This window comes from Streptomyces sp. NPDC055506 (genome assembly GCF_053643595.1).
Genome location: NZ_JBSHKH010000042.1, coordinates 1 through 26774, shown reverse-complemented (window position 1 = coordinate 26774; position 26774 = coordinate 1). Strand labels below are relative to the sequence as shown.

Annotated in this window: 24 protein-coding genes; 13 read left to right on the top strand and 11 right to left on the bottom strand. The window is 71.0% G+C overall.

Annotated elements, in window-relative coordinates:
* Positions 1–116: 116 nt before the first annotated feature.
* Complete coding sequence (locus ACWIF2_RS18140) at positions 117–2153, bottom strand: thioredoxin domain-containing protein (RefSeq protein ID WP_454361500.1); 2037 nt, start codon at positions 2151–2153, stop codon at positions 117–119.
* A 237-nt stretch (positions 2154–2390) separates the two neighbouring features.
* Here ACWIF2_RS18140 and ACWIF2_RS18135 point away from each other — a divergent pair, with 237 nt between their 5' ends.
* Both ACWIF2_RS18135 and ACWIF2_RS18130 read left to right on the top strand, forming a co-directional pair.
* The gene (locus ACWIF2_RS18135) at positions 2391–5591 is read left to right on the top strand and encodes a tetratricopeptide repeat protein (RefSeq protein WP_454361498.1); all 3201 of its coding nucleotides are present in this window, start codon (positions 2391–2393) and stop codon (positions 5589–5591) included.
* A 68-nt stretch (positions 5592–5659) separates the two neighbouring features.
* Positions 5660–5794, top strand: coding sequence for a hypothetical protein (locus tag ACWIF2_RS18130; RefSeq protein ID WP_454361496.1), 135 nt, complete (start codon positions 5660–5662; stop codon positions 5792–5794).
* A 274-nt stretch (positions 5795–6068) separates the two neighbouring features.
* On the opposite strand, the gene ACWIF2_RS18125 is transcribed toward ACWIF2_RS18130, so the two are convergent.
* Entirely contained in the window at positions 6069–6374 is a 306-nt protein-coding gene (locus tag ACWIF2_RS18125) for a hypothetical protein (RefSeq protein ID WP_454361495.1), read from the bottom strand.
* The gene (gene mca / locus ACWIF2_RS18120) at positions 6367–7248 is read right to left on the bottom strand and encodes a mycothiol conjugate amidase Mca (protein ID WP_399026341.1); all 882 of its coding nucleotides are present in this window, start codon (positions 7246–7248) and stop codon (positions 6367–6369) included. The genes ACWIF2_RS18125 and mca overlap by 8 nt, the downstream gene beginning before the upstream one ends.
* A gap of 147 nt (positions 7249–7395) precedes the next feature.
* Here mca and ACWIF2_RS18115 point away from each other — a divergent pair, with 147 nt between their 5' ends.
* Complete coding sequence (locus tag ACWIF2_RS18115; RefSeq protein ID WP_454361493.1) at positions 7396–7794, top strand: DUF4307 domain-containing protein; 399 nt, start codon at positions 7396–7398, stop codon at positions 7792–7794.
* A gap of 179 nt (positions 7795–7973) precedes the next feature.
* On the top strand, positions 7974–8471 hold the full coding sequence (gene greA, locus ACWIF2_RS18110) for a transcription elongation factor GreA (protein ID WP_382490090.1): 498 nt from the start codon (positions 7974–7976) through the stop codon (positions 8469–8471).
* A 55-nt stretch (positions 8472–8526) separates the two neighbouring features.
* On the opposite strand, the gene ACWIF2_RS18105 is transcribed toward greA, so the two are convergent.
* The 3 genes from ACWIF2_RS18105 to ilvA all read right to left on the bottom strand — a co-directional run bounded on the left by ACWIF2_RS18105 (position 8527) and on the right by ilvA (position 11760).
* Positions 8527–9384, bottom strand: coding sequence for an ABC transporter permease (locus ACWIF2_RS18105; RefSeq protein ID WP_382490088.1), 858 nt, complete (start codon positions 9382–9384; stop codon positions 8527–8529).
* Positions 9381–10382, bottom strand: a complete 1002-nt coding sequence (locus tag ACWIF2_RS18100; protein WP_454361490.1) for an ATP-binding cassette domain-containing protein — start codon at positions 10380–10382, stop codon at positions 9381–9383. The genes ACWIF2_RS18105 and ACWIF2_RS18100 overlap by 4 nt, the downstream gene beginning before the upstream one ends.
* Positions 10383–10530: 148 nt before the next feature.
* Positions 10531–11760, bottom strand: coding sequence for a threonine ammonia-lyase (gene ilvA, locus ACWIF2_RS18095; protein ID WP_454361488.1), 1230 nt, complete (start codon positions 11758–11760; stop codon positions 10531–10533).
* A gap of 164 nt (positions 11761–11924) precedes the next feature.
* Here ilvA and ACWIF2_RS18090 point away from each other — a divergent pair, with 164 nt between their 5' ends.
* The 3 genes from ACWIF2_RS18090 to ACWIF2_RS18080 all read left to right on the top strand — a co-directional run bounded on the left by ACWIF2_RS18090 (position 11925) and on the right by ACWIF2_RS18080 (position 13371).
* Positions 11925–12431, top strand: a complete 507-nt coding sequence (locus ACWIF2_RS18090) for a MarR family transcriptional regulator (protein WP_382490749.1) — start codon at positions 11925–11927, stop codon at positions 12429–12431.
* A gap of 124 nt (positions 12432–12555) precedes the next feature.
* A complete protein-coding gene (locus ACWIF2_RS18085) occupies positions 12556–13062 on the top strand; it encodes a sigma factor-like helix-turn-helix DNA-binding protein (RefSeq protein ID WP_454361487.1) in 507 nt (168 codons plus the stop codon).
* A 60-nt stretch (positions 13063–13122) separates the two neighbouring features.
* A complete protein-coding gene (locus ACWIF2_RS18080; protein WP_454361485.1) occupies positions 13123–13371 on the top strand; it encodes a hypothetical protein in 249 nt (82 codons plus the stop codon).
* Positions 13372–13387: 16 nt separating this feature from the next.
* On the opposite strand, the gene ACWIF2_RS18075 is transcribed toward ACWIF2_RS18080, so the two are convergent.
* Positions 13388–14545, bottom strand: a complete 1158-nt coding sequence (locus ACWIF2_RS18075; RefSeq protein ID WP_454361483.1) for a cystathionine gamma-synthase — start codon at positions 14543–14545, stop codon at positions 13388–13390.
* A gap of 165 nt (positions 14546–14710) precedes the next feature.
* Between ACWIF2_RS18075 and ACWIF2_RS18070 the strand changes: the two genes are divergently transcribed.
* The 5 genes from ACWIF2_RS18070 (at position 14711) to ACWIF2_RS18050 (ending at position 19614) form a co-directional block, all read left to right on the top strand.
* Positions 14711–15829, top strand: a complete 1119-nt coding sequence (locus tag ACWIF2_RS18070) for a hypothetical protein (protein WP_454361482.1) — start codon at positions 14711–14713, stop codon at positions 15827–15829.
* An 88-nt stretch (positions 15830–15917) separates the two neighbouring features.
* Entirely contained in the window at positions 15918–16586 is a 669-nt protein-coding gene (gene msrA, locus ACWIF2_RS18065) for a peptide-methionine (S)-S-oxide reductase MsrA (RefSeq protein ID WP_454361480.1), read from the top strand.
* Positions 16587–16660: 74 nt separating this feature from the next.
* Positions 16661–17767: an AI-2E family transporter gene (locus tag ACWIF2_RS18060; protein WP_454361533.1), complete on the top strand. Its 1107-nt coding sequence runs from the start codon at positions 16661–16663 to the stop codon at positions 17765–17767.
* Positions 17768–17905: 138 nt separating this feature from the next.
* Positions 17906–18592: a DUF4389 domain-containing protein gene (locus ACWIF2_RS18055; protein ID WP_454361478.1), complete on the top strand. Its 687-nt coding sequence runs from the start codon at positions 17906–17908 to the stop codon at positions 18590–18592.
* 80 nt (positions 18593–18672) lie between these two features.
* A complete protein-coding gene (locus ACWIF2_RS18050) occupies positions 18673–19614 on the top strand; it encodes a DUF5829 family protein (protein ID WP_454361476.1) in 942 nt (313 codons plus the stop codon).
* Between the two features lie 29 nt (positions 19615–19643).
* Here ACWIF2_RS18050 and ACWIF2_RS18045 read toward each other — a convergent pair whose 3' ends face one another.
* The 3 genes from ACWIF2_RS18045 to ACWIF2_RS18035 all read right to left on the bottom strand — a co-directional run bounded on the left by ACWIF2_RS18045 (position 19644) and on the right by ACWIF2_RS18035 (position 22007).
* A complete protein-coding gene (locus tag ACWIF2_RS18045) occupies positions 19644–20405 on the bottom strand; it encodes an SDR family oxidoreductase (RefSeq protein ID WP_454361474.1) in 762 nt (253 codons plus the stop codon).
* 93 nt (positions 20406–20498) lie between these two features.
* Positions 20499–20882 carry a VOC family protein gene (locus ACWIF2_RS18040; RefSeq protein WP_454361473.1) on the bottom strand — a complete coding sequence of 128 codons (384 nt, stop codon included), beginning with the start codon at positions 20880–20882 and terminating at the stop codon, positions 20499–20501.
* Between the two features lie 84 nt (positions 20883–20966).
* A complete protein-coding gene (locus tag ACWIF2_RS18035) occupies positions 20967–22007 on the bottom strand; it encodes an NAD(P)-dependent alcohol dehydrogenase (protein WP_454361471.1) in 1041 nt (346 codons plus the stop codon).
* Between the two features lie 180 nt (positions 22008–22187).
* Here ACWIF2_RS18035 and ACWIF2_RS18030 point away from each other — a divergent pair, with 180 nt between their 5' ends.
* Positions 22188–23114 carry a helix-turn-helix domain-containing protein gene (locus ACWIF2_RS18030; RefSeq protein WP_454361469.1) on the top strand — a complete coding sequence of 309 codons (927 nt, stop codon included), beginning with the start codon at positions 22188–22190 and terminating at the stop codon, positions 23112–23114.
* A gap of 92 nt (positions 23115–23206) precedes the next feature.
* Here ACWIF2_RS18030 and ACWIF2_RS18025 read toward each other — a convergent pair whose 3' ends face one another.
* The gene (locus ACWIF2_RS18025; protein WP_454361532.1) at positions 23207–26521 is read right to left on the bottom strand and encodes a S8 family peptidase; all 3315 of its coding nucleotides are present in this window, start codon (positions 26519–26521) and stop codon (positions 23207–23209) included.
* Between the last annotated feature and the right edge of the window lie 253 nt (positions 26522–26774).

Sequence of the window (26774 nt, the reverse complement as noted above, 5' to 3'; positions counted from 1 at the left end):
GCGTGACGGTGTGCCGGTGCGGCCCCATCCGTCACGTCACCGTGGAGAGATTAGGGGGGAACTGTGAAGCCTGGGGGCTGTTCAGATAAAGAGCGTGTTTCCGTTGATTCCCGACTTCAGTCGTTCAGCACCGCACGCAACCGGCCAACTTCCGTTGTCGGCGCGTCACATGTGAAGTTACGGCAGACATACGCGGTTGGTTCACCACCGACCAGCGGACGGCCCGTGAGCAGCGGGAACTCGTCGCTCTCCGGAGCGCCGACGGCGACGACCGCGCCCGGCGCGGTGCCCAGAAGTGCCGTGCGGTGCAAGGTCTTCGTGCCCTCGTGATCGAGCGACGGCCCCACGATCGCGACCTCGCGCGGCCCGTCCAGCGCGGCCTCCGCGGCGGCGAGCCCCCAGCCGATGAAGCGGGGCACCCGCGGCCCGAGCGCCTTGACGACGCCGAGGGCCTTCTCGGCGGCGGTGCGGTGGGGCTCGGACCCGGTGTGCGCGGCATAGCCGAGCAGGGCGTTCGCCGCCGCGGTCCAGCCGGACGGGGCGGCGTTGTCGGTCGGGTCCTGCGGGCGGCGGATGAGCTGCTCGGCGTCGGCGGCGGTGTCGTACAGGGAGCCCGACTCCGGGTCGGTGAAGCGGACCAGGACGTGGTCGAGGAGGAACCCGGCGAACTCCAGCCAGACGCCCTCACCGGTGACGGACGCCAGCGCGAGGAAGCCCTCGGCCACGTCGGCGTAGTCCTCCAGTACGCCCGCGTTGGCGCCGGCGTGGCCGTCCTTGCTGGTGCGGGTGAGCCGGGCCTGCTCGTCGAGGTGCAGCCGCACCAGAAGATCGGCGGCGGCGACGGCGGCCTCTACGAGGTCGGGCCGGTCGAAGTAGGCGCCGGTCTCGGCGAGCGCGGCGATCGCCAGCCCGTTCCAGGCGGCCACGACCTTGTCGTCCCGGCCGGGCGCGGGACGCTCCGACCTCGCCGCGAGCAGCCGCTCCCGGATCGAGGCGATCTTCCCGGCGTCGACCAGCCCTTCCTGCTGCTGTGGCAGCTGGAGGACGGAGGCGCCCTCCTCGAAGGTGCCCTCCTCGGTCACGCCGAAGTACTGCGCGGCGAGCTCGGCGTCCTGCTCCCCGAGCACCTCACGCAGCTGCTCGGGCGTCCACGCGTAGTACGCGCCCTCGACGTGCTTGCCGGTCCCGTCGTCGCTGTCGGCGTCCAGCGCGGAGGCGAACCCACCCTCGTTCGTGCGCAGTTCGCGCACCATGAAGTCGGCTGTCTCCAGGGCGACGCGCCGCGCGAGTTCCGAGCCGGTGGCGCGCCAGAGGTGGGCGTACACCCGGCACAGCAGGGCGTTGTCGTACAGCATCTTCTCGAAGTGCGGCACGACCCAGTCACGGTCGACGGAGTAGCGGGCGAAGCCGCCGCCGAGCTGGTCGTAGATACCGCCCCGGGCCATGCGCTCGCAGGTGTCGGACGCCATCTGCAGGGCACCTTCGGCGCCGGTCCGGGCGTGATGCCGCAGCAGGAACTCCAGCACCATGGACGGCGGGAACTTCGGCGCCCCGCCGAATCCGCCGCGCTGCGGGTCGTACTCCCGGGTGAGCCCGAGCAGCGCCTGCGCGAGCTCCTCCTCACCGGGGGTCTGCGCGTCGCCGTAGGAGATCTCCCGGGCCGCCAGATCCCGGACGATCTTCCCGGCGACCTCGGTGACCTCGTCGCGCCGCTCCTCCCACGCCTGGTGCACGCCCTGGAGCACCTGACGGAAGGAGGGCATGCCCTGACGGGGGGCGGGCGGGAAGTAGGTGCCGAAGTAGAAGGGCTCGGCGTCCGGCGTGAGGAACACGGTCATGGGCCAGCCGCCCTGCCCGGTCGCCGCCTGCACGGCCTCCATGTAGACGGCGTCCACGTCGGGGCGCTCTTCGCGGTCGACCTTGACGCTCACGTAGTGCGCGTTGAGGTCGTCGGCGGTCTGCTGGTCCTCGAAGGACTCGTGGGCCATGACGTGGCACCAGTGGCAGCTGCTGTATCCGATGCTGAGCAGTACGGGCACGTTCCGCTTGCGGGCCTCCTCGAAGGCCTCCGCCGACCAGGGCCACCAGTCGACGGGGTTGTCGGCGTGCTGAAGGAGGTAGGGGGACGTCTCGTGCGCCAGTCGGTTCGGCATGGTGTCCATCCTGCCGCAGTACCCGGCCGGGCACGCGTCAGGCGCCGCCCCGGCGACGCTCCCGCCGCACGCCCGCCGGTCACCCGGCGCGCCGCCGGGCCCGGTTCTTCACACAATCGGGCGGGGCACGCCCCCTCGCAACGATGCGCCGTCCGCAGCACACTTGACCAAGAAACGACCGAGCACACGACCGAGGTGACCGCGGAGAACGCCGTTGCCGCCGGAGGGGGACGTGACATGCGGGACAGTCATCGGGCGGAGGCCGAGGGGCTGTTGGCGCGGGCCGTGGAGGAGGAGGTGCGGCGGACGGGCGGGCGCAGCGACGGAAAGGTGCTGCTCGCGCGGGCGCGCGGGGGGCTCGACGGGATGGCGCAGAGCGCGGCCGAGGAGTACGAGGCCTACACGCGCGCCCTGGACGAGGCGGCGGCCGGACAGCTCACCTTCGGGCAGCGGTACGCCCGTGAGGGCGCCGGGACTCCCCTGCTGGTGGCCGGGGTCGCCGCGGTCGCGGCCGTCGTCGCCGACATGGCCCTCGGTACGGACACCGGGACAGCGCTGGGCGCGGGCGTGGCCGTCGGGTTCGTGGGCGCCGCGGCGACGGTCGTGAAGGTGGTCGGCTCCCATCTGCCGGCCGCGCACCACCGCGCCGGGGCGGTCAGCCAGCCGGGCGGCCCGGAACAGCTGCGGCTGCAGTGGCTGACGGCGCTGGAGGTGCGGGGCATCCGGCCGTTCCTGGACCAGCAGCGGGTGCTCGCCGCCTCCACCGGGCCGAAGAAGACCGGGCCGCGGCTGCGCGGCGCCGACAAGAGCGCGGCGGCGCGCGGGCGCAATGTGCTGGAGCAGTCCTTCGCGCAGCTCCCGGACCCGGCGGAGCCGTTCGCGGGACGACGGCCGGAGCTGGCGCAGATCCGGCAGTGGGTGCAGGCGGCCCGCGCGAGCACGGAGAGCCGGCCGACGGTGGTCGTCCTGCACGGCACGCCCGGCAGCGGCCGCACGACGCTCGCGGTGCGGGCCACGCACGATCTGCGGGACTACTTCCGCGGCGCCTGCGTCGTCGATCTGCGCGCCGAGGGCCCGGCCGGGTCCCCGCTGTCCACCCGTGACGCCCTGCTGCATCTGCTCAACCGGCTCGGCGCGCCCCGTGAGCAACTGCTGTTCCGTGAGCGCTCCTCCCCCGACCAGCAGGTCAAGCGGCTGAGCGAGCTGTACCACCAGCACCTGACCGGCCTGCCCGTCACGATCGTCCTCGACGACGCCTCGGACGCCGAGCAGGTCCGCGCCCTGGTCCCGGAGCGGTCCGACAGCCTGGTGCTGGTGACCGCGCGGGGCCCGCTGGAGCTGGACGACCTGCCCGCGCGGGTCCATCAGCTGGCGGTGGAGCCGCTGGACGCGGCCGGTGCGGAGGAACTGCTGGGCGCCGCGGCGCAGGACCGTTCCGGGCCGTACGACGCCGAGTCCGCCGACCGGGTCCGGGAGCTGTGCGGCGGGCTGCCGCTGGCGCTGCGCATCGTCGGTTCGTGCCTCGGCCCGCGCTCCCCACGCGCGCTGGCCACGGACCTCGGCGCATACGGCCCGGTCGAGCCGGTCGAGCGCGCCCTGTGGCTGCGCTACACCGACCAGCCGGACACCGCACGGCGGCTGCTGCGCCGGCTGGCCCTGGCCGGGCGGGCCTCGCTCGGCGCCGCCGCTGCCGCCGCGCTGCTGGCCACCGACGAGGCGGAAGCCAAGCGGCATCTGCAGGCCCTGACCCGCGCGGGCCTGATCGACCACGTCCGGGGCGACCGCTACCGGCTGCACGACCTGGTCCGCGCCTTCGCCCAGGCCCGGCTCCTCGACGAGGAGGAACCGGCCGAGCGCACGGCGGCGCAGGAGCGGCTGATCGTGAACTACGCCGAGCTGGCCGACTCGGTGCTGCGCATGGTCGACGGCAACATGTCGACCCGCACCAACCGTTTCAGCCCCTATGGCTTCACCTCCCTCGACGAGGCGCTGCGCTGGCTGGACGACGAGTCGAGCTTCATCACGGCGGCACTGCGGCACGCCGAGGGCGTGAACCAGGCGGCGGTCCTGAACCTGCTGGGCGCCCTGTGCGACTACTGCCTGCTGCGCGGCGACCTGTACCGCCTGGGCGAGATCAGCGAGCTGGCGCAGGCGGTGGACGAGGGGCTGCTGGTCCGCTCGGTGCAGTGGCGCACCGGCATCGCGGCGCGGCAGCTGGGCGAACTCGACAAGGCCCGCACCACCCTCACCTCGGTCGTCGACCTGTACCGGGAGGCCCACCACGACGCGGGGGCCGCCCGCGCCCTGTGCTCCCTCGGCATCACCCTGCACCACCAGGGCAATCTGACGGAGGCGGCGGCGAAGCTCCGCGAGGCCCTGGCCCTGCAGTCGTCCGCCGAGCTGGCGACGGACCGGGCGTGGACGATGCACGCCCTGGCGGCGGTGGAGCGGGACCGGGCCCGGGTGTCGGAGGCGCTGGACCTGCTGACCGAGTCCCTGGTCCTGCACCGCGCCGGCGAGTCCGTGCACGGCCAGGCGTGGGCCCACTTCCAGCTCGGCCAGCTGGGCCTGCGGATGGGCGACGTCCCGCGCGCCGAGTCCGAACTGCGCGCGGCCCTCGACCTCTACGGCCGTACCCGCGACGCCCGCGGCGAGGCCTGGGCCCTGACCCAGCTGGCCCGGGCCCTGCTGGTCGCGGGCGACGCGTCCCCGGCCGTGGAGGAACTGCGCGGCGCGGCGGCCCGGCACCGCGACAACGAGGACGCGCGCGGCGAGGCCTGGACCCTCTACTACCTGGGCCAGGCCCTGGAGGAGACGGGCGCCCTGGACCAGGCGGTCCGCGAACTCGAACGCTCCCGCACGATGTTCTCCCGTATGCGCGACGTCTACGGCCTGGCCTGCGCCCGCCACCACTCGGCCCGCGTCACCCGCGACCAGCGCGCCGCCCAGACGGGCTCCCTGCGTAACTCCGGCTTCGCCCGCCAGCTCCTGGTGGACGCCCGCGCCGACTTCCAGCGCATCGGCGTCGCCCACGGCGAGGCATGGACCTGCCTGGAACTGGCGGTCGTGGACGCGGGCAACGCCCGCACCCAGCAGGCGCTCGCCCTGTGCGACGAGGCGGCGGACCTCTTCACGTCCTACGGCGACCGCCGGGGCGAGGACTGGGCCCGCTTCCTGCGCTGCACCCTCCTGCCGTACGCGGCCCCGGGCGGCGCGGAGGTCGGCACGGCCGTCGCCCAGGAGGAACTGTCCGAGCTGTCCCGCGCGGGCCATCCCCTGCGGGACGAGAAGCTCGACGAGTACATCGACGCGTGGGGACTGCTGCTGGAACGCGGCGCGAGCCTGGAGGCGGGGTGGCAGGCGTGGGGCCTGGGGATGACACCGAGCCGGCATGCGCGGGAGGTGATGGGGGTGGTGGTTTCGGCGGAACGGGGGTGAGACTGCCAACCGCGAGGGCCAGTATCTGCACACCGGAGCCGCCCGGCCGGCCCTTCAGCGTGGACTCGATGCTGCTGTTGCAGACGGCGGCTCCGCGTGACGCCTTCGCGACCGGCTTCCCGGCCCTCTCCGAGGCGCCCATGCGCGGCCCGTGGTCGCGACGTACTCCCGGCACGACCGCGCCACCGGCTTCCGGCATCTGAGGGCCGAAATGCGGGCGGGTGTCGGCCACGCGGGCAATCGGAACCGCGCCCGCCCCCGTCTCGGCGGTCCGGATGCTGCCGCCCGCCGGGCCCTGTCCCCTCGCCGCGCTCGACCACCGCTTCGTCAGCGTGGACGCGAGCGACGCTTCGTCCGGGGGCACGGCCCGGCGGGCGCCCACTCCGACCATCTGCGGCCGGAGACGGCGCACCTACCGCTGTCACTGGCCGCCCGCAGCCGGTGACAGCGCGCTGCCGACGGGCGGCCGCCGGGTGGTCAGCCGTTCGCGGACGGCTTCTTCGCGGACCCGGCGGCGCTCTCGGCGGACTCCTTCGACCCGGACTCCGAGTCCGGCTCCGCGGCCACCTCCGCCTGCTCGGCCTTGGGGTCCGGAACCTGGGTGAAGTCGACCCTGTTCATGTGCCGGCTCATGGACTTCATCAAGGCCCACACCGCCAGGGCCATCGCCGCGAAGACGATGAAGCCGAGAACGCCGGGGGTGACCTTGTCCTCGTCGACCTCCTTGGCGAAGGAGACGAGGTGCGTCATTGCCAGGCTTGCGCTTGCGCTCATGTCAGGCATTGTCGCGGACGCCCGCGAAGAGGTCGTCCTCGGGGAGGGAGGTATCGGCGAGAGACTTCGCCAGCTCGTACTCCTCCGTCGGCCAGACCTCCTTCTGGATGTCCATCGGCACCCGGAACCAGCCCCCGTCCGGGTCGATCTGCGTGGCGTGCGCGATCAGCGCCTTGTCGCGGATCTCATAGAAGTCGGCGCAGGGCACATGCGTGGTGAGTGTGCGCTGCTTCATACCGAACTCGTCCCAGCGCTTGAGCCAGTCCCCGTACGGCGACTCCAGGCCCCGGTCCAGCATCGCCTGGTGCAGCGCCTCGGTGCGGGGGCGGTTGAAGCCCTGGTTGTAGTACATCTTCAGCGGCTGGTACGCCGGGCCGTACTCGTCCTCCGGGTACTTCTCGGTGTCCGCCGCCCCCTCGAACGCGACCATCGAGATCTTGTGGGTCATGATGTGGTCGGGGTGCGGGTAGCCGCCGTTCTCGTCGTAGGTGGTGATCACCTGGGGGCGGAAGGCGCGGATCTTCCGCACCAGCTCACCGGCCGCCACATCGACGTCCTCCAGTGCGAAGCAGCCCTCCGGCAGCGGCGGCAGCGGGTCCCCCTCGGGCAGCCCCGAGTCGACGAAGCCGAGCCACTCCTGCTTGACCCCGAGGATCTCCCGGGCCTCGTCCATCTCCTTCTTGCGTACCTCGTGGATGTGCTCCTCGATGTACTTGTCGCCCTGAAGCTTGGGATTGAGGATGGAGCCGCGCTCCCCGCCCGTGCAGGTCACGACCAGCACGTCCACCCCCTCGGACACGTACTTCGCCATGGTCGCCGCGCCCTTGCTCGACTCGTCGTCGGGGTGGGCGTGCACGGCCATCAGTCGCAACTGGTCAGTCAAGACTCAATCCTCAGTAAGTCGGCGCCCTGTGTGCGTCGGCGCAATCAGCGGCTTCTATAGTGACCGAACCGGGGGGCGAATAATTCCGGGACCGGGCCACAGGGCCCCCGCCGGGACCCTCGCCCGGGCCTTGTCTGGAGGACGATCATGAGTACGGCGAGCACGCGACCGCCCGAGGGCCGTTACGGCCGTACCTCGGACGAGCGCGCGGACCGCAAGCTCAAGATCATCGGCGCTGTCCTCTCGGTGGCTCTGCTGGGCCTGGTCGGCTGGTTCGGCTACCACTACGTCGTCCAGAACGAGATCAGCGCCGAAGTGATCACCTTCGAGCCCGGCAAGGAATCCGTGAAGGTGCATCTGGAGGTCCGCAAGGACGCCGGTGCCACCGGCTACTGCACCGTGCGCTCCCAGGCCGAGGACGGTTCCGTGGTGGGCCGGGCCGAGGTGCGCTTCGACAGTGACGCCACCGTCATCGACAAGGTCTTCACGCTGCGCACGACCGCGCCCGGGACGACCGCCGAGCTCCAGGGCTGCCAGGCCGACTGAGGCCGCACGGACGTCACCTGCAATACGTAGCGCCTGACCTGCGTTGACGTGAATCTGGTGGCTTATGTCCTCCCCCTTCTGCTCCTGAATTGTTAGGCTCGTGGTTTCGCCCATCCGTGAAGGAACATTCTTCTGGGTAGGGCGATGCTTTGTATTCCCAGTACCTACGAGGAGCACCTGTGACCCAGACCAGCGAGAACGTCACCTGGCTGACCCAGGAGGCGTACAACAAGCTCAAGGCTGAGCTTGCGCACCTTACTGGTCCCGCGCGAACGGAGATCTCCGCGAAGATCGCCGCTGCGCGCGAGGAGGGCGACCTGCGTGAGAACGGCGGGTACCACGCGGCCAAGGAGGAACAGGGCAAGCAGGAACTCCGTGTGCGCCAGCTCACCCAGCTCCTCGAGAGCGCGAAGGTCGGTGAGGCGCCCGCGGCGGACGGTGCGGTGGCGCCCGGCATGGTCGTGACGATCGCGTTCGACGGCGACGAGGACGACACGCTGACGTTCCTGCTCGCCTCGCGCGAATACGCGAGCTCCGACATCGAGACGTACTCGCCGCAGTCCCCGCTGGGCACCGGCGTGCTCGGCCACAAGGTCGGTGAGGACGCCGAGTACGAGCTGCCGAACGGCAAGAAGGCCTCGGTGAAGATCATCAAGGCCGAGCCGTACGACGGCTGAACCAACCGTCGAGCCTTGTCCTGCCCCCGGCGTCGCTGCGGCGCCGGGGGCATTGTCATGCCGTCGCGGAGCGGTACTTGCGCACCGCCAGCGTCCGGAAGACGACCAGGATGAGGATCGAGTAGATCAGCGAGGCCCAGACGGGGTGCTGCATGGGCCAGGCGTCCGACGGCGACTGGCCCGGGTTGGCGAACAGCACACGGCAGGCCTGGACCGTGGCACTGAAGGGGTTCCACTCGGCGATGTGGCGCAGCCATGGGGTCATGTGGCTGGTGTCCACGAACGCGTTCGAGATGAACGTGACCGGGAAGAGCCAGATGAGCCCGCTGGACGTGGCCGCCTCGGGGGTTCTGACGGACATGCCGATCAAGGCGCCGATCCAGGTGAACGCGTAGCCCAGCAGGAGCAGCAGGCCGAAGGCGCCGAGCACCTTGCCCGCGTTAGTGCTGCCGTCCGACCCGACGCGCCAGCCCACCAGGAGGGCCACCACCGCGAGCACCACCAGGGTCAGGGCCGTCTGCACCGAGTCGGCGAGGGTGCGCCCGGTGAGCACCGCGCCGCGCGCCATGGGCAGGGAGCGGAAGCGGTCGATGAGGCCCTTGTGCATGTCGTCGGCGATGCCCGCGCCCGAGCTGGCCGTGGCGAACGTGACGGTCTGCGCGAAGATACCGGCCATCAGGAAGTTCTTGTAGTCGACAGCGCTGGTGCTGCTGCCGATCTGCATGGAGCCGCCGAAGACATAGGTGAACAGCACCACAAACATGATGGGCTGGATCAGCCCGTAGATAATCATCTCGGGAATGCGGGACATTCTGATCAAATTGCGTTTCGCAACGACCATCGAGTCCCGGATCGACTGGCTGACCGGGTTCGCGGCCGGCGCGACCCGCACGGTGTCGGTGACGGCGCTCACTTGGCGGCCTCCTTGTCGGTCTTGTTGTCGATCGCTTCGTCGCTCTCCTCGTCCTTGGCCTCGGCCACGTGTCCCGTCAGGGACAGGAAGACGTCGTCGAGGGTCGGCCGGCGCAGGCCGATGTCGTCGATCTCGATGCCGCGGGTGTCCAGTTCGCGGATGACCTCGGCGAGGAGCTTGGCGCCGCCGGTCACGGGCGCGGTCAGCTTGCGCATGTGCTCCTCGACCGTGGTCTCGCCCTTGCCGAAGCCGGCGAGGACCTCGACGGCTGCCTGGATGTGTTCGTGCTCGTGCACCACGACCTCGACGCGCTCGCCGCCGGTGCGGGCCTTGAGCTGGTCGGAGGTGCCCTGGGCGATGACCCGGCCCTGGTCGACGACCGCGATGTCGTGCGCCAGGTGGTCGGCCTCTTCCAGGTACTGGGTGGTCAGCAGCAGCGTCGTACCGCCGGAGACCAGTTGCTTGATGACCTCCCACAGCTGCTGGCGGTTGCGGGGGTCGAGGCCGGTCGTCGGCTCGTCCATGAACATCACGGGCGGCGAGACGACCAGGGCCGCCGCGAGGTCGAGCCGGCGGCGCATGCCTCCGGAGTAGGTCTTGGTGGGCCGGTCGGCGGCGTCCGTGAGGTGGAACTGCTCCAGCAGCTCGACCGCGCGCTCCTTCGCCGCCTTCGCCCTCATCTGGTAGAGCTGGCCGACCATCTGGAGGTTCTCGCGGCCGGTCAGGTACTCGTCGACAGCCGCGAACTGGCCGGACAGGCCGATCGAGCGGCGGACGGCGTCGGGCTGCTTGAGCACGTCGATGCCCGCGACGACCGCCCGTCCGCTGTCGGGGCGCAGCAGGGTGGTCAGGCAGCGGACGGTGGTCGTCTTGCCCGCGCCGTTCGGCCCGAGCAGACCCAGGACCGTGCCCTCGGGCACATCGAGGTCGACACCGTCCAAGGCTTTGACGTCACCGAAGGTCTTGACCAGACCTTCGGCATAGATGGCGCCTGGCATATGAGTCTCCACGTCTTCGGGGATCGCCGGACAGATGGCTGATGCTTCGCACGAACACACCATAACGCGATGTATCGCGTCTCACAATAGGTTTCGTCGGTGTCGCGTTCCGTGAGAAAAAGGGATCTTGGCCGGCTCCGGCGGCGGATCAGTTCATGACCGTGTAGCCCGCCTCGCGGAGCGCCTGGCCGACCTCGACGCAGTGCGCCGGGCCCTTCGTCTCCAGGTGCAGCTCGACCTCCGCCTCCGTGAGCCCGAGCCGTGGGTCGGTCCGTACATGGCTCACATCGAGGACGTTAGCGTCCACCACTGACAACGCGCCCAGAAGTGTGGCGAGAGCGCCGGGACGGTCGGTCAGCCGCAGCCGGACGGCCAGGTAGCGGCCCTGCGCGGCCATGCCGTGCCGCAGCACCCGCTCCATCAGCACCGGGTCGACGTTGCCGCCCGAGAGCACCGCGACGACCGGCCCCTCGAAGGCTCCGGGCTCGCTCAGCAGCGCCGCGACCGGGCTCGCCCCGGCGGGCTCCACGACCAGCTTGGCCCGCTCCAGGCACAGCAGCAGCGCGGCGGACAGCTCGTCCTCGCTGACCGTGCGCACCTCGTCGACCAGCTCGCCCACCAGCCCGAACGGCACGTCGCCGGGCCGTCCGACCTTGATGCCGTCGGCCATCGTCGCCGGGTTCTCGACCGACACGGGCCGCCCCGCCGCCAGTGAGGGCGGGTAGGCCGCCGCGCCCTCCGCCTGGACGCCCACGATCCTGAGGTCGGGCCGCAGGGCCTTCACCGCCACCGCGATCCCGGCGGCGAGACCGCCCCCGCCGATGCCGACGACGATCGTGCCCGCCTCGGGGCACTGCTCGAGGATCTCCAGGCCCACCGTGCCCTGGCCCGCGATGATGTCGGGGTGGTCGAAGGGGTGGATGAACACCGCGCCCGTCTCGGCCGCGTACTCCTGCGCGGCGGCCAGCGTCTCGTCGACCACCTGACCGTGCAGCCGCACCTCGGCCCCGTAGTCCCGGGTGGCGCTGACCTTGGGCAGCGGGGCGCCCTTCGGCATGAACACCGTGGAGCGCACACCGAGCAGCGAGGACGCCAGGGCGACGCCCTGCGCGTGGTTGCCGGCGCTCGCGGCGACGACACCGGCGGCGCGCTCCTCGGGCAGCAGACCGGCGATCCGGACGTATGCGCCGCGCAGCTTGAAGGAACCGGTCCGCTGGAGGTTCTCGCACTTGAGGTGCACCGGCGCGCCGACCATCTGGGACAGATGCCTGCTGCCTTCCATCGCGGTCACCCGCGCCACACCCGAGAGCATCTTCTGGGCGCCGCGCACATCGTCGAGGGTGACGGGGCGCAAGGAGTCAGCCGTGCTGTAGCTCATGACACCCAGCATCGCAGTTCACAGGCGGGAACGACGGTTGTGACCAACCTCCGAGACCCGCTTTGTGAAGCGCCGGTACGACCCGCCCCCCAGCCGCGTACCCTGTCCCCCAATCAGCCAGCCCTCCACGAAGTGAGCCCCCGGCCATGCCCACAACACCTGAAATGTCGATGGACATGACGACCGTCGGTGACACCGGTCTTCTCGACACGCTGCAGCACGAGGTGGCGCTGTTCGCCCGCCGTGCCGAACAGACCCGGCTCGGCGGAGTCGGGCAGGTGCGCAACTCCATGGACCGCGCCGCGTACCTGCTGCTCAACCGTCTCGACAAGGAAGGCCCGATGGGCGTCAAGGCGCTCGCCGCGAGCATGGGGATCGACTCGTCGACGGTCACCCGGCAGGTGGCTCCGCTGGTCGACACCGGCCTGGTCAAGCGCACCTCGCACCCCGAGGACGGACGTGCGGTGGTGCTCCAGCTGTCCCCGCGCGGGCAGGCCCGGCTGGAGGAAGTGCGCTCGTCGCGGCGGCAGTTGATGGCCGAGCTGACCGAGGAGTGGGAGCCGGAGGAGCGCGAGGCGTTCTGCTCGCTGCTCACGCGCTTCAACAGCGCGCTGTCCGCCCGGATGGCGGTGCCGGGGGTGCCGGGGCCGGAGACCCAGCCGCAGTCCTGAGCGCGGACCGTGCGCGGCTCTTGACCGCGGGGCCGGCCCTGGCCTGATATGAGACCGGGTCCTGTCGTACAGGCGTACGCGGCCGGGCCCGCATCCTCAGGATCGCCGGCGGGCGGGAGGCGCGATGCGACAACGGCATGCGTCCCAGGCGACCCGTCGAGCCCGGGAGTTCGAGGCGTTCGTCGCGGGCGCGGCGGGGCGGCTGCTGCAGGCCGCCACCCTGCTCACCGCCGAGGCCCCGGACGACAACCCGCGCGCGCGGCGTCTGCTGACCCTGTCCCTGGCGCACACGTACGCGTGCTGGGACCGGCTGCGCGGCGAGGATCCGTACGACCGCACCCGTCAGTACCTCGCCACCCGCTTCGCGCGCGGCACCTGGCACCACCGGTACGGCGGCCTCGGCCGCGCCCGGCCGCACCCCGCCGGCCCTTTGGCTCCGCTCACCCCGCAGGAACGCCTGATCCTGGTCCTCAGGCTCTACGAGGGCGTCGCCGAGGAGCAGACGGCGGCCCTGCTCGGCCTGTCCGTGGAACGCGTACGGGCCATCTGCCACAGGGCGACGTCGACCCTGCTGCACCGGCCGCGGGGGCCCGCACCGGCGGTGACGACCGCGAAGGCGGTGCCGTCATGAGCCCTTCCGGCGAGCGGAGACCGTCATGGTCATGAGCCGTTCCGGCGAGCGGAGACCGTCATGAGCGGGAACGACCGCGAGGCGACCGCGCGGCGGCTGATGGAGCAGGCGCCGCGGCCCGTGCCGCCCGAGATCCACTCGGAGGCGGTGCGCCGGGGCGGCCGGATGCTGCGGCGCAGGACGCTGGCCCGCAGGCTGCTGTGGCTGCTGCTGCTCACGGCGGCCGTGGCGTTCACGGTCTGGGCGCTGACGGCCCAGCCGTGGGTGGAGCCGCCGTCGGACACGACTCCACCCCTCACCGGCTGGTGACCCTGAGGGCCGGGGATTACCGGCCGAGCGCCTGCTGAAGGTCCTCCAGCAGGTCGTCGGCGTTCTCGATGCCGACGGACAGGCGGACCAGGTCGGCCGGGACCTCGAGGGCCGAGCCGGCGGCGGACGCGTGCGTCATACGGCCGGGGTGCTCGATGAGCGACTCGACGCCGCCCAGGGACTCGCCCAGCGTGAACACCTTGGCACGGTTGCAGACCTCGACGGCCGCCTCCTCGCCGCCCTCCACACGGAACGAGACCATGCCGCCGAACGACTTCATCTGCTTGGCGGCGATCTCGTGGCCGGGGTGCTCCGGCAGGCCCGGGTACAGCACGCTCGTCACGCGCGCGTGCCGGGTGAGCATGTCGGCGACCTTGACGGCGTTCTCGCTGTGCCGGTCCATGCGGACCGAGAGCGTCTTGGTGCCGCGCAGCACCAGCCAGGAGTCGAAGGGCCCGGCGACAGCGCCCATCGCGTTCTGGTGGAAGGTCAGCTCCTCGCCCAGGTCCGCGTCGCTGGTGATCAGCGCGCCGCCGACGACGTCCGAGTGGCCGCCCATGTACTTGGTCAGCGAGTGCACGACGACGTCCGCGCCGAGCGCCAGCGGCTGCTGGAGGTAGGGCGTGGCGAAGGTGTTGTCGACGACGAGGCGGGCGCCGGCGTCCCGGGCGATCTGAGCGACGGCGGCGATGTCGGTGATGCCGAGCAGCGGGTTGGAGGGGGTCTCCACCCACACGACCTTGGTCTTCGGGGTGAGGGCCGCCCGTACGGCCGCCGGGTCGCTGGTGTCGGCGACCGACCACTCCACTCCCCAGCGGGCGACGACCTTGGCGAACAGCCGGAACGTGCCGCCGTAGGCGTCGTTGGGGATGACCACGTGGTCGCCGGGGCTGAGCAGCGTACGCAGCAGGCAGTCCTCGGCCGCCAGCCCGGACGCGAACGCGAGTCCGCGGCGGCCGCCCTCCAGGGCGGCGAGGTTCTCCTCCAGCGCGGTCCTGGTGGGGTTGGCGCTGCGGCTGTACTCGTAGCCGCCGCGCAGGCCGCCGACGCCGTCCTGCTTGTAGGTCGAGACCTGGTAGATCGGCGGGACGACCGCGCCCGTCAGGGGGTCGGCGGTATTGCCCGCGTGGATCGCGAGCGTCTCGAAGTGCTGACTGATGTGCCTGTCGCTCATGAGGACCGAGGGTAGTGCGCCGAGGCGCAGAGTGCCGGAGTACGAGTCGAAGCGCGCCCGGCGCCGCCCTTTTCCACACGGCCGCGGAGGGCTGCTCGGCCGGGTTTTCCACAGGTTCCGGGAGCAGGTTGGCCAATTGTCGGCGCGGTCTGGTTCGCTTGTCGCATGGAGATTCTCTGGGTCCTGATCGCGCTGGTCATGCTGGGCTTCGTGCTGCTCCCCTTCCTGCGGCGCAGGCGCGGCGCGGTCGGACTCGTCTCGCCGGACCACCCGGACGCCGCGGACCCGGCGAACTACGGCTTCGTCCGCGAGGAGGAGCTCGACATCCGCATGCCCGGCCCCGACCAGGACCTGCTGGACGTCCTGGACGTGGTGCAGCGCTCGCAGGACTACCGCGCGGCGCAGCAGCTCCTCGCGGGCACGGAGACGGAGGGCGAGCGGCGCTGGCAGCGCGTCCAGGCCTTCGCGGGTGCCGCCTCGCTGGAGCTCGCGCGGCGGCCCGGCGGGGTCGGCGAGGCGCCGGGCGGGCAGTGGCTGCGGGTATGGCGGGCCGAGGCGCCCAAGGACGCGGGCGGCGCGGCGGTGCAGGCCGAGTTCCTGGTGCAGCAGGCGTGGCGGACGGCGACGCCGGGGACGGACGAGTTCCGGATCATCATGGAGGAGGCCAGGTCGGCGTGCGGCGACGCGGCGCTGCTCTCCCCCGGCGATCCGATTCCGTACATCGTCGAGCTGTCGGTGGCCCGCGGGCTCGGCTACTCCCGGAAGGACTTCGAGCAGCTCTGGCTGAAGATCCTGGACCGCGACCCGGCGCACATGGGAGCGCATCTGGCCGCGCTGCACTACTGGTGCGAGAAGTGGCACGGCTCGCGTGAGCTGGCGTACTCGTTCGCCGAGGCCGCCGCGGCCCGCGCGCCCCAGGGCTCCCTGCTGGCGGCGATGCCCCTCTTCGCGGTGTTCGAGCACCTCCCCGAGGTGACCCTGGTCAGCAGCTTCTGGCAGTCCGAGGTCGTCACGAAGGCGGTGCACGGCGCCCTGCACGCGGTGCACTCGGCCCGCCCCGACGACCCGATGCTGGCGCACGCCCGGCACCTGCTGGTCTTCTTCCTGGTCCGCAGCGAGCGCTGGGCGGAGGCCATGAGCCAGCTGATACACATCGACGGCCACGTCGGCGCCCTGCCCTGGACCCTGTCCGAGGACCCGGCGGCGGAGTTCGCGGTGTACCGGGCGCTGGCGGTGGCGGGCTACGAGGCGAACGGCGGCAGCCCGGCGACCCTGCCGCACTGAGGCCCGGGCACCGGCCGGAATTCCCCCCGGCCGCCGCACGTTGTAGGGAGCGTCGCCCCGGCGCGGCGTCGCCCCGATTGGAGACCGCATGTTCCTGCACAGCCGTACGCCCCAGCTGCCGTCCGCCGAGCAGGCACTGCCCGGCCGCCCGGTCCCGGCGTTCACGGTCCCCGACCGCCACACCGTCCTCGGCAACCCCCTGCTCGACCCCTACCCGGAGGGCCTGGAGGTCGCCGACTTCGGCCTGGGCTGCTTCTGGGGCGCCGAGCGCAAGTTCTGGCAGCTCCCGGCGGGCGTGTGGACGACCCTGGCCGGCTACCAGGGCGGCCACACGGAGAACCCCACGTACGAGGAGGTCTGCTCGGGCCTGACCGGCCACACGGAGGTCGTGCGCGTGGTCTTCGACCCGAAGCTGATCTCGTACGAGCGCCTGCTGAAGACGTTCTGGGAGGCCCACGACCCGACGCAGGGCTTCCGCCAGGGCAACGACGTGGGCACGCAGTACCGCTCGGCGGTCTACACCCACACCCCCGAGCAGGCGGCGACCGCCAAGTCCTCCCGGGAGTCGTACCAGAAGGTCCTCACGTCCTCCGGCCACGGCGAGATCACCACGGAGATCGCCCCCGCCCAGGACCGCCCCTTCTACCCGGCCGAGGGCTACCACCAGCAGTACCTGGACAAGAACCCGGCGGGATACTGCGGCATCGGCGGCACGGGCGTGTCCTGCCCGATCGGTGTGGCCAAGGCCGAGGGCTGAACCCCGGTACCACTGAATACACGGAGGCTCCCTGGCAATAGGGTGCCTCCGTGACTGCCCCCTTGAGTTCGACCCTGAGTTCGGCGAAAGCCCGTCACGCGCTGCGGCTGTCCGCGCGGGTGTCCGCGGAGTTGCTGCTGGTCTTCGTGATGCTGGCCGTGTCTCTGTGGCTGCTCGGCCGGATGTGGTCGGTGGTGTGGCCGCTCGTCGTCGGACTGCTGCTGACCACGCTGACCTGGCCCGCGGCCCGTGCCCTGCGTCGTCGTGGATGGCCGCCCGCGCTCGCCGCGTCGCTGGTGACCGTGCTGTTCCTGCTGGTCGCCGGGGGCGTCGTGGCGCTGATCGCGGTGCCGGTGGCCTCGCAGTCCGGTGAGCTGACGGACGGCGTGGTCGAGGGCATACAGAGGCTGCGCGAGTGGGCCGCCGGGCCGCCGTTGAACATCGGTGACGCCCAGATCAACAAGGCGTTCGACACCGCGGTCGCCCGTGCCCAGGAGGGCGTGGGCAGCATGGTCGGCACGGTCGTCACCGGTGTCAGCACCGTGGTGAGCGGAGTGGTCACCGCCGTCCTCGCGCTGTTCCTGATGTTCTTCTTCCTCAAGGACGGGCCGAAGTTCCTCCCGTGGCTGTCCCGGCAGCTCCCGGGCCGGTTCGCCACCGACGTCCCGGTCGTGTTCGCGCGCGGCTGGGCCACCCTGGGTTCCTTCGTACGGTCCCAGGCGGCCGTCGGCATGCTCGACGCGGTCCTGATCGGGCTGGGCCTGTGGATCCTGGGCGTGCCGCTGGTGCTCCCGCTGGCGGTGCTGACCTTCGTCTCCGCGTTCGTGCCGATCATCGGCGCCCTGTTCGCCGGTTTCGTCGCGGTCCTCATCGCGCTGGTCTCCAACGGCCTGACGGACGCGCTGATCGTGCTGGCCATCATCGTGGTGGTGCAGCAGCTCGAGGGGAACGTCTTCCAGCCCATGATCCAGAGTCGTGGGCTCGGCCTCCACGCGGCCGTGGTGCTGCTGGCCGTGACGTTGGGCGGCAGTCTGGCCGGCATTGTGGGCAGTCTGCTCGCCGTCCCCATCGCCGCGCTGATCGCCGTGGTGTGGAACTACGTGCGCGAGCAGCTCAGCGACCCGCCACGGGAGCCGGACGGCACCGACGAGCCGGACACCACCGCCCCCGTGCCGACGTAACCGCCCCGGGCGCGCGACCGGTCCTGGACGCGCGACTGGTCCCGGACGCGCGAACGGCCCCGGACGCGCGAACGGCCCCGCCCAGGTCGCGGGGCTCCTCCTCGCTTGCGAATCTGCAGGCGAGAGGAGTTCCGCCACATGCACCCTGTCACCGCGTCGCCCGTGCGCATCGAGGCGTCTGTCGACCCCCGGCTGTCCCGATGGCTGTGGCTGGTGAAGTGGCTGCTCGCCATTCCGCACTACATCGTGCTGTTCTTCCTGTGGATCGCGTTCGCGGTCGTGACGGTCATCGCGTTCTTCGCCATCCTGTTCACCGCCCGGTACCCCCGGTCCCTCTTCGACTTCAGCGTCGGCGTGCTGCGCTGGAACTGGCGGGTCACCTACTACGCCCACACCGCGCTCGGCACCGACCGCTACCCGCCGTTCACCCTCGCCGACGTGCCCGACTATCCGGCGCGCTTCGACGTCGTCTATCCCGAGCGGCTGTCGCGCGGACTGGTCCTGGTGAAGTGGTGGCTGCTGGCGATCCCGCAGTACATCGTCGTAGCGATGTTCGTGGGCGGTGGCTGGGGCTCGGGCTGGCACGACGGGGGCGGCTGGCGGGGCGGTGGGCTGATGACCTGGCTCTCCCTGGTCGCGGTGGTCATCCTGCTGTTCACCGCCCGCTATCCACGGCACCTCTTCGACTTCCTGCTGGGCCTCGCCCGCTGGTGCGCGCGGGTGACCGCCTACGCCGCCCTGCTGACCGACCAGTACCCGCCGTTCCGGCTCGACCAGGGCGGGCAGGAGTCCCCCGGCCAAGGGCCCTTGACCAAGAGCCCTTGACCAAGGGTCCCTGACAAGGCGCCCCGGACAGCGCCGGAATCCCCAGCGGAACCGATTCCTCCCGCTCTACGCTCCTTCGCATGGTTCTCAGACGAGCGTTACAGGTGATCATGGTCGTCACTCTGGCCCTCGCGGGGGCGGTCCAGGGCGGGGTGAGTTCGGCGCGGACCGGAGACGCCGGACGGCAATTGCTGTTCTACAACCACGCCTACGGCATCCTGGACCGGGAGACCGCCGACGCCATCGAACACTCCGCCTATCTGCGTGAGTTCGCCGACTTCCAGGTGCGCACCACGACCGGTTCCGGCGGGCAGACCTGGACCGGCCGCTATCTGATGGGGCGCGAGACCTACCTCGAACTGTTCGGCGTCGGCGACCTGCCCGGCAAGGACGGCACCCTCGGCTCCGCCGGCATGGGCGTCTCGACCGAGCTGAAGGGCGACCTGCTGACGGTGCTCGCGCGGCTGCGCGAGCAGGGGATCAGCGACCCCGTCGAGTTCCGGCAGACGCGCGACTTCGGCGACGGCGTCCCCGTGCCGTGGTTCGACGCGGTCTTCACCACCGACCAGTACGACCTCTTCGGCACTTGGGGCATGGAGTACCGGCCGGAGTACTTCGCCGACCCGCGCGGCAAGACCGAGCCCGCCGCACACCCCGGTGACGTGGGCCGGGAGCGCTATCTGCCCGACGCCTACCGCGACCACCTGATGCGGGACGTGACCGGCATCCGGCTCGCGGTGACCGCACGCGACCTCGCCAACACCGTGCCACTGCTGAAGGCCGGCGGGTTCGCCGTGCGTTCCGTTGCGGACGGGGGCGTCGTCGCGAAGGGCGGCGGCACCACACTCCGCTTCGACGCGGTGCCCCTCGACCAGGTGGGCCTGCGGCAGGTCGAGATGTCTCTGAACGGGCCGGTGTCGTACCGGCACGAGGAGCGCATCGGTCACTCGACCCTCGCCGTCGGCCCGGGGCCACGTGCCGTGTGGACCTTCGACGACCAGGACCGGCCGGCGTCCCGGTAATCCGGTAATCCGGTAATCACGGAAACCCCCTAGCCCAGCCGCTCCGCAAGGAACTCCTCCCAGGTCCTCTTCCCCTCCTCCGCCCCCCGCAGGGTGAGATTCGCCCCCGCCCGGTACGCCCGCCCGGCCTTCCCGGGGATGCGCACCGGCAGCATCGGGCGCCTCCGCCCCCGAAGGCGGAGGTAGGGGCGGGCCAGGTCGGCGAGGCCGTGGACGTGCGGCCCGGTCAGGTCGGGGACGAGGCCGGCCGGGGCACCGAGGGCCAGCTCCGCGAGGCGGGCGGCGACTTCGCGGGAGTCGACCGGCTGGAGCCGCAGGCCGCCGGGGACCGGGAACACCGGCAGCTTCGCCATCTTCTCGACCATGGTCAGCGCGAGGTCGTGGAACTGGGCGGCGCGCAGGGTCGTCCACGGGATGCCCGAGTCGGCGACGGCCCGCTCCGACTCCAGCTTCGTCCGCATCCAGGCCAGCGGCACCCGGTCCGCGCCGATGACCGAGATGTAGACCAGGTGCCGTACGCCGGCGCCGGACGCGGCACGCACCAGAGTGCGGGTGGCCTCGTCGTCGCCCTTGGGACCGCCCGCCAGATGCAGCACGGTCTCCGCGCCGTCGAGAGCGGCCTCGACTCCCTCGCCCTTCAGCAGATCGCCGGTCACGTACTCGATGCCGTCCGCGGCGGGGCGGGGGTTCCGGCTGAGGATCCGCACCTCGTGGCCGGCCGAGCGCAGCAGCGGGACGACATGGCCGCCGAGGGTGCCCGTACCGCCGGTGACCAGGATGGATGACGTCATGACTACTCCCCGACTGTCGGCTTCCGATTCGCCTTCGCCGGTATGACGGAGGGCGGCGGGGAGATGTGACAGACGTGGGGGCCGAGAGGGAGATCAGCCGCCGCTGCCGTACGGCCGCGTGATGATCTCCAGTCGGTGGCCGTCGGGGTCGTCGAAGTACGCGCCCCGGCCGCCGTCGTTGTGGTTGATCTCGCCGGGACGGCTGTGGAACGGGTCCGCCCAGTACGTCAGGCCGGCCTCCTGGATACGGCCGAAGATCACGTCGAACTCGTCCTCCGAGACGAGGAAGGCGTAGTGCTGCGGTGTGATGGCGCCGGGGCTGTCCATGTAGTCGAGCGTCACACCGTTGGGGATCTCGACCGGGAGGAACGGGCCGTAGGGCGGGCTCACGTCGAGTCCCAGGATGTCGGCGAGGAACCGGGCCGAGGCGCGCTTGTCGTGCGCGACGACGATGGTGTGGTTCAGCTGCACGGTCATGGTGGGCCTCCCCTCCCTGCCCACGATACGCAACGCCGAGGGCCCCGGCGCAGATCAACGTGCGCCGGGGCCCTCATGGCAGGCTCAGATCGTCGCCGTGTCAATCACGAACCGGTACCGCACATCGCTGCCCAGCACCCGCTCGTACGCCTCGTTGATCTGGTCACCGCGGATCAGCTCGATCTCGGCACCGAGGCCGTGCTCGGCGCAGAAGTCCAGCATCTCCTGGGTCTCCGGGATGCCGCCGATCATGGAACCGGCGAGCGACTTGCCGCCGCCGATCACCGAGAACAGGTTGAGGGAGATCGGCTCCTCGGGCGCGCCGACGTTGGCCAGCGTGCCCTCGGGCTTCAGCAGCGCCAGGTAGGCGTTGAAGTCCAGCGGGGCCGACACCGTGGACACGATCAGGTCGAACGTGCCGGCCAGCTCCTCGAAGGTCTTCGGGTCGCTGGTGGCGTAGTAGTGGTCGGCGCCCAGCCGCAGGCCGTCCTCCTGCTTGCGCAGGGACTGCGACAGCACGGTCACCTCGGCACCGAGAGCGTGGGCGATCTTCACGCCCATGTGGCCGAGGCCGCCCAGGCCGAGGATCGCGACCTTCTTGCCGGGGCCGGCGCCGAAGCGCTTGAGCGGGGAGTAGAGGGTGATGCCGGCGCACAGCAGCGGCGCGGCGACGTCGAGGGAGAGGCCGTCGGGGATGCGGACGACGAAGTTCTCGTCGACGACGACCTTCTGCGAGTAGCCGCCGTAGGTGGGCTCGCCGTCGCGGCCGACGGCGTTGTACGTCTGGATGTTGCCTTCGGCGCAGTACTGCTCGCGGCCGGCCTTGCAGTTCTCGCACTCGCGGCAGGAGTCGACCATGCAGCCGACGCCCACGCGGTCGCCGACGGCGAACTTCGTCACGCCCGGGCCGACCTCGGTGACGACACCGGCGATCTCGTGGCCGGGGACCATCGGGAAGATCGCCTCGCCCCAGCCCTCGCGGGCCTGGTGGATGTCGGAGTGGCAGATGCCGGCGAACTTGATGTCGATCAGGACATCGAACTCGCGGACCTCGCGGCGGTCGATGGTGGTGCGCTCCAGCGGAGCCTTGGGTGCGGGTGCGGCGTACGCAGCGACAGTGGTCATGCCGGGGTTCTCCTAGCGGGGGTTGCGTGCCCGGCTGCCTTCTGGATCTTCTGACCGGGCACGACCACCAGCGTGCCGAAAACGCGAGCGTCTACCCAGACCACGGTTTTGCGTACGCACACGGTGCGTACCACTGGCAGGGTCAGGCTCGTGTGCGTACGACCGTGAATACTGGAGGGCATGGACGAACAGCCCGAACCCGTACAGGAGCCCGCATCGCAGCCCGGCGGGGGCCTGGACCGGCGTGCCGAGCTCAGTGAGTTCCTGCGCACCCGGCGTGCCCGGCTGAAGCCGGAGGACGTGGGGCTGCCCGACTTCGGGCGGCGGCGCGTGCCGGGGCTGCGCCGCGAGGAGCTGGCACAGCTGGCCGGGGTGTCCGTGGCGTACTACACACGGCTGGAACAGGGCAACGGGCGCAACGTCTCGGCGGAGGTGCTGGACGCGATCGCGCGCGCCCTGCGGCTGAGCGACGCCGAGCACGCCCACCTGACGCACCTGGCGAAGCCGAAGCAGCACAAGAAGAAGCCGGTGGCGCGCACCCAGCAGGTGCGGCCGGCGCTGCGGCATCTGCTGGACTCGATCGACACCGTCCCGGCGTACATCGTGGGGCGCCGCTCGGACGTCCTGGCGTGGAACCGGATGGCCGCGGCTCTCTTCGGCGACTGGGCGGAGCTGCCGGCGCCGGAGCGGAACTGGGCGCGGCTGGTGTTCCTGCGGCCCGGGTACCGCGACCTGTTCGTCGAGTGGGACCAGAAGGCCAAGGACATGGTCGGCTACCTGCGCATGGACGCGGGCTGCCACCCGGACGACCCGCAGCTGTCGGCGCTGATCGGCGAACTGTCGGTGAAGAGCGAGGAGTTCCGCCGCCTCTGGGCCGCCCACGACGTCAAGGAGAAGAGCTACGGCGTCAAGCGCCTGCGGCACCCGCTGGTCGGCGACCTGACCCTGTCCTTCGAGACGTTCCGCCTGGTCGACGACGCCGAGCAGTCCCTGATCACGTTCCACGCGGAACCGGACACCCCGTCGGCCCAGGCCCTGCGCCTGCTGGCGAGCTGGGGGGCGGACGCGACCCGTGCGGGGGCCGGAAGCTCGGCACCACCGGCCTGACACGGGCCTGGCACGGGCCTGACACCGGCCTGACCCACACGAACGGCCCGCCGGAAACCGAGGCTTCCGACGGGCCGCCCGCTAACGGGTACTCACTTGCCGTAGTACGCGTTGTAGATCGAGATCGTCGACTTGTTGCCCTTCTTGTCGGCGATCTTGGCGTGGAAGGAGATGGCCTTCCCCTTCTCCGGGTTCTTGACGCTGACCTTGCCGTCCTTGACGGTGAGCTTCTTCCAGGTCTTGCCGTAGTCGTACGACACGTACACCGAAAGCGACTTCAGGTTGCTGCCCTTGGCCGCGCCCTCGACGGTGACCGGGACGCTGACCGTCTTGCCGGCCGGGACCTTGCTGTCCAGGCCCGTGACCGCGTTGAAGCGGGCCGTGGAGGCGGGCAGCTGCTTGAGGTCCGTGGTCTTCTTCGAGCGGAACGTCCAGCTCGCGTCGATGCGGGTGGAGGCCGCAGCGACCTTGACACTGCGCTTGACCGACGTCGTCAGCTTGTACTCGGCGTCCCCGGCCGGGACCTTGAACGCCTCGCCGCCGGACAGCGGGTCGTCGTTGCTGCCGACCTTGGTGCCGTTGCGGTAGAGGGTCGTGTTCGCCGAGGTGAACACCGAGGAGCCCGGGGCGCCCTTGCCGTCGGCGAACAGCGGCACGGAGCCGTGGATCTGGTTGCCCTCACGGAACAGACCGAAGTCTGCGTTGATGCGCGGCCCGAAGACGGCGGTGTTGAACGTCTTCGAGTAGCTCTTGCCGCCGGTGAACTTCTGGCCGTCCAGCGAGTAGCCGGCCTCGAAGATCGGGAAGCCGTCGGCGTCGACACCGCCGTTCTGGGCGAACTCGAAGTCCCACTTCACGCCGCCCAGGGTGGACAGGTGCAGTGTCCGCGTGCCCGGCAGGGCCTGCTCGAAGCCGATCGAGGAGGCGCCGCTGCTCCACGGCAGCCAGCCCACGGCGTTGATCGAGCCCTTCTTGCCGCTCGCCGCGGCGCCGAGGCCCGTCTTCACCGTGGCGAGCTCGCTCGCCTTGTAGTGCTTGGTGTAGCCGGTGGCGAGCTGCTTGACGGGACCGCCGCCGGTGACGTCGTACTGCTCCTTGTCGCCCTTGCTCCAGTGACCGTCCCACTGCTGGGTCACCGTGGCGCCGGTGACCTGCGGGCCGACGTGCGCGGTACGGAGGTCGGCGTACGAGTCCAGCCACCAGCCGAAGCCGATGCTGGAGTCCCCCGCCTCGACCATGTAGTCGGCCGAGGCGAACTCCGGCTTGGCGGCGGCGTCCGGCACGGTGATGTTCACCGGCTTGGCCTTGCGGGCGTCCAGCGTGATCGTCGTGTTCTTGGTGACGTTCAGCTGCGGCTGGGCCAGCCAGTCGGCGCCCTCGAACTTCTCCGGGTCGTCGCTCACGTAGACGTTCGAGTTCAGGACGTAGCCGCCCTTGGGCAGACGGGCGGTGACGGTGCCGTCCGCGTCGTACGGCGTGAAGAACTTGCCGTTGCCCAGGCCGGACATGCCGGCCAGGTCGGCGGAGTAGTTCTTGGCGGGCTTGCCGTCACGGTCGAGGACCTTCAGCGTGACGTCGTACGACTCCACCTCGCGCTGCACCGCCGCCGCCGTCCGCACGGTCTGGCCGCCGCCCGTCGCCGTCACGTACGCCGAGTACGCGCCGTCGACCGTGCCGCCCAGCTTGGTGTCGACGGTGAACGGGACCGAGGCCTTGCCGCCGGCCGGGACGGTCACCGAGGTGGCGCCGAGCTTGAAGAAGCCGGCCGGGACGGCCTGGCCCTTGGGGTTGGTGGCGGTCGACGCCAGCTTCAGCGTGACGTCCTTCGTACCGAGGTTGCGGTACGTCAGCTCCTTGGTGACCGGCTTGTCGTCGGTGTGCGGCCACTGCTGGACGCCGAAGCTCACCGAGCCCGGCTCGGCCACCACGGACTGCTTGATGGCCTGGTCGACCTGGATACGGCCCGAACCCTGCTGGAACGGGGTGTACTTGCCGCCCTTGGTGGAGCCGGTGAGGGCGCCCTTCAGCTCGGCGTACTTCCACGTCGGGTGCTGCTGCTTGAGGATCGCCGCCGCGCCCGCGACATGCGGGGTGGCCATCGACGTACCGGAGATCGACATGTACCCGGCCGGGTTCTCGCCGACCTCCTGGGCTATCTGGCTGCCCGGGGCGGCTGCCGCCGTGATGTCCACGCCGGGCGCGGTCACATCGGGCTTGAGGGCGCCGTCCATGCCGGGGCCGCGGCTGGAGAAGGGGGCCAGCACGTCCTTGTCGTCGACCGCGCCGACGGTCAGGGCCGCGGCGGCGCTGCCCGGGGAGCCGATGGTCTGCTCGCCGAAGTCGCCCTCGTTGCCGGCGGCGATGGCGAACAAGATGCCCTTCTCCTCGGACAGCTTGTTCACCGCCGCTTCCAGCGGGTCGATCGCGGGCGTGTCGCCGCCGCCCAGGCTCATGTTGACGACGTCGGCGCCCTCGGCGGCGGCCCACTCGATGCCGGCGAGGACCTCGGAGTCGCTGCCGAAGCCGCCGTCGTCGAGCACCTTGCCGTTGAGGATCTTCGCACCGGGCGCGACGCCCTTGTACTTGCCGCCGGACTTCGCGCCGGTGCCCGCGGCGATCGAGGCGACGTGCGTGCCGTGGCCGACCTTGTCGGTCGTGTCGGGCGAGGTGGTGAAGTTCTTGGCGTCGATCACCTGGCCCTTGAGGTCGGCGTGGGTGGCGTCGACACCGGTGTCCAGGACGGCGATCTTCACGCCCTTGCCGTCATACCCCGCCGACCACGCCTTGGGGGTGCCGATCTGCGCGACGGACTTGTCGAGGCTGGCCTTGCGGACACCGTCGAGCCAGACGTGCGCGATACCGGAGGCGGTCTTGTCGCCGTTGGTGACCGCGTCCCACAGTTCGGGCGTGTCCTCCTTGGGCGTCTGCACCGCGTCCGCGTTCACGGACTTCAGCGAGTGGCTCAGCGTGCCCGCGTCGCGGACGTCGGCCTTGGCGGCCGTGGCGCTGCCCTGGTAGCCGACGATGACCTTCAGGCCCTTCTTCTGGGCCTTGCGGGTCGTGGACTTGTTGAGCTCGGTGATGTCGAAGAGCCGCTGGTCGAGCTTGCCGGTGGCGACCAGGCGGGCCGCGTCGGCGGGGATCACCAGGGTGTGGCCGTCGAGCTTGCGGACCTGGACGGGAATGTCCTCGCGTCCCTTGGCCCGTTCCAGGCCGACGACGCGCCCCTTGGCGTCCAGGACGACCCGGTCGCCGGTGATCAGCGTGATGCGGTGCTTGGCCGTGAGCGAGGTGGGCTTGGAGGCCGCGGCCGTCTGCTCGCCGTTCGCCGACGCCGGGCTGGTCATTCCCGCCGCCAGGGCCACGGCCGCCGCTGTGGCGACCGTGGCCGCGCACGCCTTTTTCACTTGTCTGCGCAAGATTCCCCCTTGCAGAAGAACCAGGTGAATTCCCCGTTCACCCGGCCGGGGGTGGTCTCGTACGCATGGCCGTACACCCCCCGGAAAAGGAAGTATGCCGAGGGGTGATCAGGTGCTCAATAGGTGAGAAGCGGGTAAGAATTCCGTCGGCTGACTGTTACACGGTCGCCGGAACTCCGTTACAGGGCCGTGGGGTTTGGCCGGGGACGACGGAAGCCGCCGCCCGACCCCTGTTGCGGGG